The organism is Polaromonas sp. AER18D-145, assembly GCF_002379095.1.
Taxonomy (GTDB): Bacteria; Pseudomonadota; Gammaproteobacteria; order Burkholderiales; family Burkholderiaceae_C; genus Polaromonas.
The window spans coordinates 1-11,165 of the sequence record NZ_NBZV01000075.1 but is presented as its reverse complement, the minus strand read 5'-3'; the positions used below and the strand labels follow the sequence as shown (position 1 = coordinate 11,165).

Annotated in this window: 14 protein-coding genes and 1 pseudogene; 6 read left to right on the top strand and 9 right to left on the bottom strand. The window is 67.4% G+C overall.

The annotated features are described in order from the left end of the window. Window positions 1-465 precede the first annotated feature (465 nt). From B7G52_RS22285 to B7G52_RS22260, 6 genes are all read right to left on the bottom strand, one after another. Window positions 466-1,743 (bottom strand): cytochrome c, encoded by a 1,278-nt coding sequence (locus B7G52_RS22285; RefSeq protein WP_096699856.1) that lies wholly within the window; start codon window positions 1,741-1,743, stop codon window positions 466-468. Further along, window positions 1,740-2,486 carry a cytochrome c gene (locus B7G52_RS24250; protein ID WP_371329058.1) on the bottom strand — a complete coding sequence of 249 codons (747 nt, stop codon included), beginning with the start codon at window positions 2,484-2,486 and terminating at the stop codon, window positions 1,740-1,742. The genes B7G52_RS22285 and B7G52_RS24250 overlap by 4 nt, the downstream gene beginning before the upstream one ends. 95 nt (window positions 2,487-2,581) lie before the next feature. Then, window positions 2,582-2,992 (bottom strand): hypothetical protein, encoded by a 411-nt coding sequence (locus B7G52_RS24245; RefSeq protein WP_240523586.1) that lies wholly within the window; start codon window positions 2,990-2,992, stop codon window positions 2,582-2,584. A gap of 177 nt (window positions 2,993-3,169) precedes the next feature. Then, the gene (locus B7G52_RS22270; RefSeq protein WP_096699853.1) at window positions 3,170-3,919 is read right to left on the bottom strand and encodes an alpha/beta fold hydrolase; all 750 of its coding nucleotides are present in this window, start codon (window positions 3,917-3,919) and stop codon (window positions 3,170-3,172) included. Beyond that, on the bottom strand, window positions 3,916-4,995 hold the full coding sequence (locus B7G52_RS22265) for a M14 family zinc carboxypeptidase (protein ID WP_096699852.1): 1,080 nt from the start codon (window positions 4,993-4,995) through the stop codon (window positions 3,916-3,918). The genes B7G52_RS22270 and B7G52_RS22265 overlap by 4 nt, the downstream gene beginning before the upstream one ends. Window positions 4,996-5,139: 144 nt before the next feature. After that, entirely contained in the window at window positions 5,140-5,436 is a 297-nt protein-coding gene (locus tag B7G52_RS22260) for a 2Fe-2S iron-sulfur cluster-binding protein (RefSeq protein ID WP_096699851.1), read from the bottom strand. A 223-nt stretch (window positions 5,437-5,659) separates the two neighbouring features. Between B7G52_RS22260 and B7G52_RS22255 the strand changes: the two genes are divergently transcribed. Together B7G52_RS22255 and B7G52_RS22250 are read left to right on the top strand one after the other, a co-directional pair. Next, window positions 5,660-6,421 (top strand): SDR family oxidoreductase, encoded by a 762-nt coding sequence (locus B7G52_RS22255; RefSeq protein ID WP_096699850.1) that lies wholly within the window; start codon window positions 5,660-5,662, stop codon window positions 6,419-6,421. 99 nt (window positions 6,422-6,520) lie between these two features. Then, window positions 6,521-7,039 carry a GNAT family N-acetyltransferase gene (locus tag B7G52_RS22250; protein ID WP_096699849.1) on the top strand — a complete coding sequence of 173 codons (519 nt, stop codon included), beginning with the start codon at window positions 6,521-6,523 and terminating at the stop codon, window positions 7,037-7,039. An 18-nt stretch (window positions 7,040-7,057) separates the two neighbouring features. Here the strand turns inward: B7G52_RS22250 and B7G52_RS23710 are convergent, their stop codons facing one another. Continuing rightward, complete coding sequence (locus B7G52_RS23710; protein WP_170954849.1) at window positions 7,058-7,219, bottom strand: hypothetical protein; 162 nt, start codon at window positions 7,217-7,219, stop codon at window positions 7,058-7,060. Window positions 7,220-7,475: 256 nt separating this feature from the next. Between B7G52_RS23710 and B7G52_RS22245 the strand changes: the two genes are divergently transcribed. Both B7G52_RS22245 and B7G52_RS22240 read left to right on the top strand, forming a co-directional pair. Continuing rightward, on the top strand, window positions 7,476-8,027 hold the full coding sequence (locus B7G52_RS22245) for a methylated-DNA--[protein]-cysteine S-methyltransferase (RefSeq protein ID WP_096699848.1): 552 nt from the start codon (window positions 7,476-7,478) through the stop codon (window positions 8,025-8,027). Window positions 8,028-8,217: 190 nt separating this feature from the next. Next, window positions 8,218-8,580: a YqjD family protein gene (locus B7G52_RS22240; RefSeq protein WP_096699847.1), complete on the top strand. Its 363-nt coding sequence runs from the start codon at window positions 8,218-8,220 to the stop codon at window positions 8,578-8,580. Between the two features lie 14 nt (window positions 8,581-8,594). On the opposite strand, the pseudogene B7G52_RS22235 reads toward B7G52_RS22240, so the two are convergent. Beyond that, window positions 8,595-8,870 (bottom strand): annotated as a pseudogene (locus B7G52_RS22235) (metallophosphoesterase); the annotation flags it as partial. Window positions 8,871-8,909: 39 nt separating this feature from the next. Beyond that, window positions 8,910-9,323 (bottom strand): DUF2177 family protein, encoded by a 414-nt coding sequence (locus B7G52_RS22230; RefSeq protein ID WP_096699846.1) that lies wholly within the window; start codon window positions 9,321-9,323, stop codon window positions 8,910-8,912. A 103-nt stretch (window positions 9,324-9,426) separates the two neighbouring features. Here B7G52_RS22230 and B7G52_RS22225 point away from each other — a divergent pair, with 103 nt between their 5' ends. Together B7G52_RS22225 and B7G52_RS22220 are read left to right on the top strand one after the other, a co-directional pair. Then, entirely contained in the window at window positions 9,427-10,356 is a 930-nt protein-coding gene (locus B7G52_RS22225) for a DUF808 domain-containing protein (RefSeq protein WP_096699845.1), read from the top strand. 128 nt (window positions 10,357-10,484) lie between these two features. Further along, window positions 10,485-10,988 carry a DUF1993 family protein gene (locus tag B7G52_RS22220; RefSeq protein ID WP_256387738.1) on the top strand — a complete coding sequence of 168 codons (504 nt, stop codon included), beginning with the start codon at window positions 10,485-10,487 and terminating at the stop codon, window positions 10,986-10,988. The last annotated feature ends 177 nt before the right edge of the window (window positions 10,989-11,165 follow it).

The window sequence follows — 11,165 nt, the reverse complement described above, 5'->3', positions numbered from 1 at the left end:
CTGTCTGGGTCCTTCCGCTTCGCTCCAGGCAACCTGCGCTGCTCGACTGCGGCGGGGGTCCGCAGAACTCGCTGCGCTCGGACAACTGCGGCCCTGATCCCGCCTCCATCTGCGCTGCTCGGCCCAGCCAAACGGGTTGGGGAGCGAAGCCAGAAAGCGGGGAAACATGACACGCGAAGCGTGTCATGTCGGATTCAGCAGACCATCATGTTTGCACGCGAGAGCAACACACGCGGCCAAATGAAGCTCCCCTCCATCGCCCAGCGGGGCGAGGGGCGGGGGGAGGGAGTGGGGAGTCGGACCCACTGTCCATCGCAAGCCCCAAAAGCAGCGTGAGTTTTGGGGCGACCGACAGGAAATGCCTAGCCCGCCGGGGCGAGACCCGGCCTGCTGAAGGTACTACTCCAGATCGAGCAAGCAAAAAATGCAGTTAGGCAGGCAGCCAGGCAGCCAACCAACCAACCCTCACCGCTGGTTCTCACCCCGCATGCGATTGATCTCGGTCGGCGTCACCGCGCTCGCCTGGTGGCCCCATGCGCTACGCAGGTAGGTCAGCAGCTCGGCCAGTTCGGTGTCGTCGAGCACCAGGACAAACGGGGGCATGCCGAAGGGGCGCGGGTTGCCGGCCGTGGCCGGGGCGTAACCGCCGTTGAGCACGATCTGCACGAGGTTGGCGGTGGAGTCCATGGTCACGGCGCGGTTGCCCGCCAGGGCCGGGTAGGCGCCCGGCACGCCCTGGCCCTGGTCGCCGTGGCACTGCGCGCAATGCTGCTCGTACAGCTTGGCGCCGGCGGCCGGCAGACGGCCTGCCGCTGCGGTGGAAGCGCGGGCCACGGGTGCAGGCGGCAGCGACTTCAGGAACACGGCCATGGCCGCCAGGTCCTGATCGCTCAGGTGCTGGGTGCTGTGCAGCACCACCTCGGCCATGGGCCCGAGCACCGAGCCGCGCGGCGACACGCCGGTCTTGAGCAGGGCCGCAATGTGTTCCGGCGTCCAGTCGGCCACGCCGGCCTCCGATGCGGAGGTCAGCGAGGGCGCGTACCAGTTCTGCATCGGGATCAGGCCGCCGGCCAGGTCCAGCGGGGTGTTGGCGGCCCCCAGCGCATTGCGCGTGCTGTGGCAGGCGCTGCAGTGGCCCAGGCCGCGCACCAGGTAGGCGCCGCGATTCCATTCGGCCGTCTGTTTGGTGTCGGGCGCGTAACGCGCCGGGCTGAAGTACAACGCGCGCCAGACCGCCAGCGCCGCCTGCGTGCTGAAGGGCCAGCGCAGGGTATGGGGGGTGTTGGGCTGCGTGGCCGGTGGCAGGCTGTGCAGGTAGGCGTAGAGCGCGTCCGAGTCTTCGCGCGTGATTTCGGTGTAGTTGGTGTAGGGGAAGGCCGGGTAAAGCAGGTGGCCGTCCCTGGAGCGGCCGTTGTGCATGGCACGCCAGAAATGGGTGGGTGACCACTGGCCGATGCCGGTGCTGCGGTCGGGTGTCAGGTTGCTCGAAAAAACGGTGCCGAACGGCGTGTCTATGCCGCGGCCGCCGGCGTACGGCGTGCCGCCGCGCGCGGTGTGGCAACTCATGCAGTTGCCGGCGCGCGCAAGGTAGGCGCCACGTGCTATCCGCGCCGGCAGGGCGGCCGCGGTGGCCACGGGAGTCGTGACGTTGGGTTCATCGCGCACGTTGAGCTGCCAGACGAGGGCGGCCAGCGCCAGCGCCGCCGCGGCGCTGCCCAGGAGCCAGGTGGCCAGCCGTTTCATGGCCGCGTGCCCCGTGGTGCGGCGGCGCTGCCGCACGCCGGGAGCGCCTGGCCGGCGGGCGCGGCCGGCAGGGTTGCCGCCGGTTTGCTGCTGGTCGGCAGGGGCTGGGCCGCCAGCCAGCTGGTGGCGGCATGGATGTCTGCGTCGCTCATCCGGGCGACGATGCTGGCCATGCAGTCCGGCGCGTGGGCGCGCCGCTGTCCGGTGCGCCAGGCGCCGAGCTGGGCGTTCAGGTAGTCCCGCGGCAGCCCCAGCAGGCCGGGAACATGGGGGGTGACGCCGGTCATGGCCTGGCCGTGGCAGGAGACGCAGGCCGGCAGGCGCCGGCCAGGATCCCCCTGCATGACGAGCGCCTTGCCGCGCTGCAACACGTCAGACGCAGCAGCCGGCGCGGCCGGGGCCGGGTAGGGCAGGTCGAGGGCTGAAAAGTAGCGCGCAATTTCCATCAGGTAGTCGTCGGACAGCGGATCGACCAGCTGCGTCATCAGCGCGTAGTGGCGCCGGCTGTCGCGGAAGTTGAGCAACTGGTTGTACAGGTAGCCGGCGGGTTTGCCGGCCAGGCGCGGGTAGTAGCCGTCGGGGCCGGCGCGTCCCTGGGCGCCGTGGCAGGCGGTGCAGGCCAGGGTGCGTTGGGCGATGGTGTCTTCAAACGGCGCGGCACCCGCCGTACCGGCAAGCAGCCAGATGGCCGCGGCCAGCAGGTGGGCCAGCGCGGTGGAGGGGAGGAATAAAAATGTTTTCACGGGGGCATCATGCCTTGGGGCAGGGGCGCCGGTCACAAACGCGTTGCCGATGAAGATGGTCAGCGCGGCGGCAGCGGGCGGTCCCGGCGGGTACGTTAGCGTTTGGGGCTGCTGCGCAGACAGGCCAGGAAGTGGTCCCAGCTGGCCTGCAGCTCCTTCATGCGGGCGCCCTTGTCGAGCACCGCGCCGCTGGCCGCCTCGGTACGCCTGACCACCTTGGCCAGGGCGCTGGCCGGCAGCGGCCCGACCTGCTGGCGCAAGGCTCCGGCCTTGAGGCGCATGTCCGAGATCTCGTCCCGGACCAGCGACTTGTTGGACGCGCAGGCGATGCTGCCCACCAGTTCGGCCATCTCTGCCAAAGCCGGGTCCAGGTACCAGACCGCCGCCGTGCCAAGCGCCAGCGCCCAGATGCGCTTGTCGCGCGTGGGCGCGACGTGAATCGACCCGGCAGCGGGTGCTGCGGTCTCCTGGGGGTGAACGGTTGCAGTTGCGGTTGGCATCTTCATGGAAGTGCTGAGCTTGGCAGGCAAAGCTGAATTTTCCCTGACTTGTCCGGGCCCTGCCGGCCGGCGCCTGCAAGACCCTGCACCGATCCTGTGCACTTTGGCGGCCAGGGGCCCGTCGGCGCTTTTCGGGAAAGCGTGGAAAGCTATCAAAAGAGGAGCAATCAAAGGGGAGCCATTTCATGGCCCGGCCAGCCAGCGGGCAAGCTGCTGGCAGACCCAGCCGGCGTCATCGTGCGGCAGGTCGTGGCCGGCCCAGGGGTGGCTGTGGTGGGCCGCCTGCCAGGCGCCGGCCAGCCGGTGTGAGCAGCGCGGGTCCACCAGCCGGTCCGCGCCCGACGACAACACCAGCGTGGGGCAGGGTGGCGCCAGGGGTCCGCTCGAGAACCGCGCAGCGGCCAGCAACTGGCGCCAGGCGTTGGCCGGGCTCACCGGGGCCGTCTGGCGAATGTGGACCCATACGGCGACATCGGCCTCGCGCGATGAGGTGTTGTTGCAGGTCAGCCGGTGGATGGTGCGTTCGGCGTAGTCTGCGCTACGCCAGCGCGCGGCCAGCAGCGCCAGTGCCAGCCAGTTGCCGGGGCGCAGCCGTTCGGTCACGGGGCTGAAGGGTCGCATGCTGGTGTTGATGAGGACCAGCCGGTGGACCTCCTGAGGATGCTGCTGCGCCCAGTCGGTCGCCACCATGCCGCCCAGTGACATGGCCAGCAGGTTCCAGGGGGGCGCCACGCCCTGCGCCTGCAACTGGTGGCGTGCCAGCGCCATGATGCCGCGCACCGAGGCCGGCGACACCTGGCGGTGAAACACACCGTTGCCCGGCAGGTCCAGTGTCACGACCTGGCCGGCGTCCGGGAGGCTGGCCAGTTGCTGCGGCAAGTCGCCCCAGTGCCTGGCCTCGCGGGTCAGGCCGCGCAACAGGACCCAGCTCATGGCGCCCGCCTTGGGCGCCAGTGCGCTACCGCCAGTTGGGCGAGCTGGGCACGCTGCTCGCCCGCGGGCAGCCAGCCCGGTGCGGAGAACGCGGCGCGTGTGAGGAAGTCCAGCAGGTCCGCATGGCGGCGCAGCACCCGCTTGACGCGGTGCGCCTTGATCGGGTTGAACATGCCATGGCGCGAGAACAACTGGCGCGGGTTCTTGCGTATCCACAGCCAGGAGCCGAGCTCGAGTGTCATCGGCAGAAACACGTGGTGGGCCGGCGCCTGGTCATAGGCGTGGTCCCAGAGATCGCCGTGCAGCAGGTACTGGTTGCTTTGCGGCTCGAAGCTGTAGCCGTGGTGCGGATGCGATTGCTCGAGCATGGTCTTGAGCGCGAACATCTCGGGCAGGTGCGCCATCAGCCGCCGCGTCTTGGCGTAGGGAAACCAGAGGCTGTCGTCAAAACCATAACCCGAATGGCAGTCCAGCGCCAGGCTGAAGGGCCGGCTGGCCAGTTGCTCACGCACCACCTGCAACAGGGCCGCGCTTTCGATTTCCATGGGTGCGCCGGGCCGGCCGCAGTACCAGGGCAGCAGCGGGCCGAAGGTCTGCCCACCCGCCAGAAAGGGCACCGGGCTTTCGGCCTTTTGCGGCGCGTTGCGCATCAGGTCCACGCCACGCGGGTTGGCGCGTTTGTGCGCCCACATGCCGCCCGGGTTGACGATGGGCATGAACACCAGCCGCACCTTTTGCAGTTGCTGGTGCAGCAGCTCGTCCCATTCGAGGCGGAACAGCAGCGCCCGCATCCAGGCCAGGATCAGCTGGGTGCCGATGCGCTCCAGGCCGTGGATGCCGCCGAAAAAACCGACTGCGGGCGCCCGCGGGTCACGCGAACCGATGCTGGCGGTGTACAGCGCGAAAGAAGGGCCGCGGGTGGCAATCTCGCCCACCGTCTGGATGTCGAAATGCGTGCTGCCGGCCAGCAGGATGGCCTTGAGTTCTTCCTGTTCGGCAAAGGTGGCGGCGCCGTCGGGGTTGGCCGCCAGACGGGAGAGGTCAAAACCGCCGGCAGGCGGGCGCAGAAAGTCCATGTCTCCATCCTGGCACAGCGGTGTGACAAGACGATGTGCGGCGCAGCCTGTTGCGGCTGGTCTGAGGATGCTATTAAAAGTATAGCTGCTTGCGACCGACCTTATTGGGCTGGAGGCTGATTTCATTCATTTTTTGGCCGGCGCTCAGGCCGGCCGCGTGATCACCAGGTCGGCCACCGGGTAGGCGACGCAGGGCAGGATGTAGCCGTCGGCTTTTTCTTCGGCGCTCAGGCCCGGCCACTCGATGCGGTAGACCACCTGGCCGCTGGCCAGGCGGCAGATGCAACTGCGGCAGGTGCCATTGCGGCAGGAACTTTCAAGCAGGATGCCGGCCTGCAGGGCCGACTGCAGCAGGGACTGCGAGGCGGGTGCCGCGAAAGGCGGGCCCGCAGATCCCAGGCGGGCGTGGAACACGGCGTTGTTGTCGAAAGCTGCGGGCATGGCGCCAGTTTATTGATCTTTTCCAAATACACGACAGTGAATTGGACGATCTCACCCTCGCCCTCTGGGAGAGGGCCGGGGTGAGGGATGGCGCGTTACGATTGTTTTGGGTTTCGACACGCGCCATGGGCGCTGCCGCGCAGGCGACGGCAGGTCCCAGGCGGGACAGGTCCTGGCAGGGCTGTCCGTATGATTTTCCCTTTTGTGGTTCAAGGATCCATCAGTGCAAACATCATTCAAGGACAAGGTCGCCCTCGTCACGGGCGGCGGCGGCGGGATAGGACGGGCCACCGTGCTGGCGTTTGCACGGGCCGGGGCCCGTGTGGTCGTGGCCGACATCGCCGCCGACGCCGGCCAGGAAACGGTGGCGCTGGTGCAGGCCGCGGGCGGCGAGGCGAGTTTCATCCGCACCGACGTGACGCAGGCAGACCAGGTGCAGGCCATGGTGGCCCACACGGTGGCAGCTTATGGCCGGCTCGACTGCGCCTTCAACAACGCCGGCATCGAGGAAGAACACCTGCGCCTGGCCGACTGCAGCGAAGCCACCTTCGATCGCATCATGGGCATCAACGTCAAGGGCGTGTGGTTGTGCCTGAAGTACCAGCTTGCGCAGATGCAGCAGCAGGGCGGCGGCGCCATCGTCAACACCGCCTCGGTGGCCGGCCTGGTGGGCGCGCCCAAGATGGCGGCCTACAGCGCCAGCAAACACGCAGTGCTGGGCCTGACCAAATCGGCAGCGATCGAATACGCGCGCAAGGGCATCCGTGTCAACGCGGTGTGCCCGGGTGTGATTCGCACCGCCATGTACGAACGCGCCGTTGCGGCCGATCCGCAGATCGGCGTGGCCGCCGCGCAGATGCACCCGCTTGGGCGCCTGGGCGAGGTCGATGAAGTGGCGGCCGTGGTGCTGTGGCTCAGCTCGGACGCGGCCTCTTTTGTCACCGGGCATGCCCACACGGTCGATGGCGGCCTGACGGCGGTATGAAGGCGGTGTGACGGCGGTCTGGGTGCGGCAGGAGGCGCGGACGCATTTGCTGCGACAATCCGGGTCCCCCAACAACGATTCCTCAGCGCGTCTTTTTTCATGTCCAGCTACCAAGTTCGCCCCGCCACCGTGCGCGATGCCAAAGCCATCGCCGAAATCAACGACGCCTCTTCCCGCGCCGCCTACAAGGGGCTGGTGCCCGATGACCAGCTGGGCACCCTGGCGGTGGACAAGCGCCAGCAGTTCTGGCGCGATGCCATCGAATACATGGAGCCGCAGGTGCATGTGGCCACCGACGGCGAGCGTGTGGTCGGTTTTGTCGGCTTTGACCGTTCGCGCGACAAGGGAACACCTTCCACCTGCGGCGAGATCTGGGCCATTTTTGTGGACCCGGCGCACTGGGACAAGGGCGTGGGCGTGGCCTTGTGGGATGCGGCCAACGACGGCCTCAAGGAAGAAGGCTGCACCAAGGTCACCATCTGGGTACCGGTGCGCAACGAGCGTGCGTTGCGCTTTCATGAACGCGCAGGCTTCAAACGCGAGATGACCTCGCTCAAGACCGTGGTGATCGGTTCCGTCAAGCTCGAGGAAATCCGCCTCAAGCGCGACGTGGGCTGAACCAGCCCGCCACCGGGTTCAGGACGGCACGTCGATCACGCGTTCGTCGTCCGGAATCACCGGCATGTCTTCTTCCGGAGTCAGTGGCAGGTCGTCGGTCTCGTCCTGGCCGGTGGCTTCTTCGGGGCTGTCCCGGTGACGGCGCCCGCTGTCGCTGCCGCTGCTGATCCATGCTGTCATGATGTGCTCCGCTGGGCTGTGGTGGGACCCCATGTTGCGCCGTTTGCCGCAACCAGCGCTTGGGAAAAACCTCTGTTCGCCTGTCAGCGCAGGCCGACAGTGCGACGCACCGGCGCAGCGGCCGGGGCTGGTTTTTATGCACGATTTTGGCCTCTGGCCCTTGCCTGCATTGTGCGGACAGCTATGCATTGGATAGCATGCCCGACCGGCAGGGCGGCGCCCGACATGACCGCACTGTATTACGATGACTGCTTCTATGAGCACCGCCACCGACACCCCCTTTTTCGCATTGTTTGACACCGCCATCGGCTGCTGCGGCATCGCCTGGGGCGACGCCGGCGTCCGGGGTGTGCAGCTGCCCGAGGCCGGGGCGCAGCAGACCCGTGACCGCATGCGCGAGCGTTTCCCCGACGGGCAGGAGGCGGCGCCGCCGGCCGATGTGCAGGCCGCTGTTGCAGGCGTGGTGGCGATGCTGCGCGGGCAGGCGCACGACTTCAGCGCGCTGGTGCTCGACATGCGCGGCGTGCCCGAATTTCACCAGCGTGTGTATGCGGTGGCGCGCAACATCGCACCTGGCCAGACCCTGACCTACGGCGAGGTGGCCGCCCGCCTGGGCGAGCCGGGCGCGGCGCGTGCGGTGGGCCAGGCGCTGGGGCGCAACCCGTTTGCGCCCGTGGTGCCTTGCCACCGCGTGCTGGCGGCCGGCGACCAGCCGGGCGGGTTTTCAGCCAGCGGCGGCGTCCGGACCAAGCTCAGGCTGCTGCTCATCGAAGGTGCCATGCGCGGCACGCCTGGCCTGTTCGACTGACTCGCCGGTCGCCGAGCAAGGCGGGCTCGGCCCTCTGGCTCCCTTGTCCTACAGCCAGCGCCTCCCCCTCCGCACAAGGTGCAGGCGCTGCATGCGGGAAAGTGCACTGTGCGCCCCAGGCCATGCGCTGCCATGGCTGGGTGACACGCCAATTTTCTGATTCCCATCGCATTTACCAAAGGACTTCACCATGGACAAATCCACCGCCAGCGCCTACCCCGGTTCCGCCACCTCGTCCAGCGAAAGCGCACTGATGCGCGGCGTAGACCAGGCCGGCAGCACGCTTCATCACACGATTGACAAGGTGGCCGAACCTGCCCGCAACACCGTGGACCGGGCCGCAAGCGCAGCCCACAACACGGTGGACAAACTGGCCAGCGGCGCCAACTCGGTAGCCGGCAAGTTCAGCGACCAGGCGCACCGCCTGAGCGACGCTCCCCTGCAGGCGGTCGACCATTCCAAGGCCTACATCAAGGACCATCCGCTGCAGGCCGTCGGTTTTGCGGTGCTGGCCGGATTTGTGCTTGGTCGCCTGACCGCCAGCCGTTACTGATCAGCCGGCAAGCCTCACACGGCGATCAGTCGCAGGTGGGTGATTTCCGAGGGCGCGCCGAAACGTTTGGGTGGCCCCCAGTAGCCGGTGCCGCGGCTGGTGTAGATCCAGAGCTTTTCCAGCCGGTGCAGGCCGGCGGTGAAAGGCTGCTGGAAACGCACGAAAAAATTCCAGGGCCAGAATTGCCCGCCATGGGTGTGGCCCGACAGCTGCAGGTCAAAGCCGGCTTTTTCTGCCTCGTGCGCGCTGCGCGGCTGGTGCGCCAGCAACACGCGCACTGCAAAGCAGCCAAATACAAGAGACAAGAGGCTTGGCTGTGCAGCCTCCTCCTAGACGCGCGGGTTGCCCCAGGCGCGGGTTGCAAAGAAAGCCGCCGTGACGGCCGCTGCCGTCAAGGCGCTGCCCCAGGCCATGTCCACCAGCGTCAGCTGCAGCGGCCAGCCCTGCAGGGTGGCCAGGTTGCTCAGGTCATAGGTGCCATACGCCAGCAGGCCCAGCAACGCGCCCAGGGCGGCCCCATGGGTCCAGCTGGACTGCTCCAGGGCGGGCAGCACGGCAAACACCACCACGCCGACCGGGTACAGCAGGTAAAACGCGGCGGCCGGCAGCAGCAGGGGCTGCGCACGCATCAGCGGGCCTATCCAGGCCTGGTACTGCTGCGGCATCAGCAGCCCGAGCCAGATGCCGTCGGCCACGACAAGAAAGAGCAGGGTGGCGAGGTAGGCGGTCAGTGGTTTTTTCATGGCTGCAGCCATTCTCCGCGGATTTGCCATGGCCGGCGCTGTGATGGCGCATGCCCGACGACAATACGTTTTTTTCATTCACCCACTTTGCAGGAATACCTCCATGGCCAGTAGCCTGTTTGCGCTGATTGACGACATTGCCACCGTGCTCGACGATGTCGCCTTGCTGACCAAGGTGGCCGCCAAGAAAACCGCCGGCGTGCTCGGTGACGACCTGGCACTGAACGCCCAGCAGGTCTCCGGGGTGAAAGTGGACCGCGAGCTGCCGGTGGTGTGGGCGGTGGCCAAGGGGTCCTTCCTGAACAAGGTTGTTCTGGTGCCGGTGGCGCTCACCATCAGCGCGTTTGCGCCCTGGGCCGTCACGCCTTTGCTGATGGTCGGCGGCGCCTTCCTCTGTTACGAGGGCTTCGAGAAGCTGGCGCACAAATTCCTGCACAGCCGGGCCGAAGACGAGGCCCATGAAAAAGAATTGCTGGAGGCGCTGATCGACCCCTCGGTGGACCTGGTGGTGGTCGAGAAGGACAAGATCAAGGGCGCGATACGGACCGACTTCATCCTCTCGGCCGAAATCATTGCGATCACGCTGGGCACGGTGCAGGCCAGTCCTTTCGTCACCCAGGTCACGGTTCTGAGCGGGATTGCGATCCTCATGACGGTGGGGGTGTATGGCCTGGTGGCCGGCATTGTCAAGCTTGACGATGCGGGGCTCTACCTGAGCCAGAAAACAGGTGACAGCGGGGCGACCCGCCTGCGGCGCAGCCTGGGTCGCGGCATTGTGCTGACGGCGCCCTGGCTCATGAAAGCGCTGTCGGTGGCCGGCACGGCTGCGATGTTTCTGGTTGGCGGCGGCATCCTCACGCACGGCGTTCCCGCGCTGCGCCACGCCATTGAAGCGCTGGCCGCGCGCGCCGGCAGCGTGCTGGGCGCCGTCACCCCCTTGCTGGCCGACGCGCTGGTGGGCATGGTCGCCGGTGCGCTGGTGCTGGGCGCTGTGACGCTGGTGCAGCGCATGCGGGGCCGGAAGCCAGCCTGAGTCTCCGGCGCTGGCGGCCGGCCTGTGCCAGCTGAGGGCCACGCCTGTCGGCACCGACGCTGTCCGGTCCGATTGGCCATAATGGCAGGCGTGGCACGAGGTGCGTCTGCCGGTCTACGCCGGCATCCATCACCCCCCGCAGCGGACCCGTTCCCGTTTTCAAACAGATGCTGGGAGGCCTGAGCGGCGTTCTGGCCAAGGCCGAGGCGCACGCCACGGCCCGCAACATCACGCCCGCCGCCTTGCTGCAGGCGCGGCTCTCCCCCGACATGTTTCCCCTGCTGCGCCAGGTTCAGGTGGCCTGCGATTTTGCAAAAAGCGTGTCGGCACGCATCGCCGGTGTGGAGGTGCCGGGCTTTGAGGACAAGGAAGAAAGTTTTGCCGACCTGCAGGTGCGTATTGCCAAAACCCTGGCGTTTGTGGACAGCCTCAGTGCGGCGCAGATCGACGGCAGCGAAGCGCGCCAGATCGTGACGCAGGCCGGCACGCCCAAGGAAAAGATCTTCAGCGGCCAGTCCTACCTGCTGAACTACGGCTTGCCGCATTTCTTTTTCCACACCACGACGGCCTATGCCATCCTGCGCCACAGCGGCGTGGACATCGGCAAGAAGGACTACATCGGCAGCTACTGAGCTTACGGCCGTTTATTTTTCCGGCGACGGCCGGGCTGGCTGGACAGGGGCCGGCCTGGCCGATGGACGCGGCCACGGCGCCGAGGTTTCATCCAGGTGGTTCTGCGATCCTTCGGCAAAGGGCCAACCCTTGTGGGGCGCCGCAGAGGTCTCGTCCGTCTGCGGGGTGGCGGGAAG

Bases quoted from the DNA above. Each gene is read 5' to 3' on its own strand.
- B7G52_RS22230 (WP_096699846.1), bottom strand. From the start codon at position 9,323: ATGAAAAAACCACTGACCGCCTACCTCGCCACCCTGCTCTTTCTTGTC.
- B7G52_RS22240 (WP_096699847.1), top strand. From the start codon at position 8,218: ATGGACAAATCCACCGCCAGCGCCTACCCCGGTTCCGCCACCTCGTCC.
- B7G52_RS23710 (WP_170954849.1), bottom strand. From the start codon at position 7,219: ATGACAGCATGGATCAGCAGCGGCAGCGACAGCGGGCGCCGTCACCGG.
- B7G52_RS22270 (WP_096699853.1), bottom strand. From the start codon at position 3,919: ATGAGCTGGGTCCTGTTGCGCGGCCTGACCCGCGAGGCCAGGCACTGG.
- B7G52_RS24245 (WP_240523586.1), bottom strand. From the start codon at position 2,992: ATGAAGATGCCAACCGCAACTGCAACCGTTCACCCCCAGGAGACCGCA.
- B7G52_RS22265 (WP_096699852.1), bottom strand. From the start codon at position 4,995: ATGGACTTTCTGCGCCCGCCTGCCGGCGGTTTTGACCTCTCCCGTCTG.
- B7G52_RS22245 (WP_096699848.1), top strand. From the start codon at position 7,476: ATGAGCACCGCCACCGACACCCCCTTTTTCGCATTGTTTGACACCGCC.
- B7G52_RS22285 (WP_096699856.1), bottom strand. From the start codon at position 1,743: ATGAAACGGCTGGCCACCTGGCTCCTGGGCAGCGCCGCGGCGGCGCTG.
- B7G52_RS22225 (WP_096699845.1), top strand. From the start codon at position 9,427: ATGGCCAGTAGCCTGTTTGCGCTGATTGACGACATTGCCACCGTGCTC.
- B7G52_RS22250 (WP_096699849.1), top strand. From the start codon at position 6,521: ATGTCCAGCTACCAAGTTCGCCCCGCCACCGTGCGCGATGCCAAAGCC.
- B7G52_RS22260 (WP_096699851.1), bottom strand. From the start codon at position 5,436: ATGCCCGCAGCTTTCGACAACAACGCCGTGTTCCACGCCCGCCTGGGA.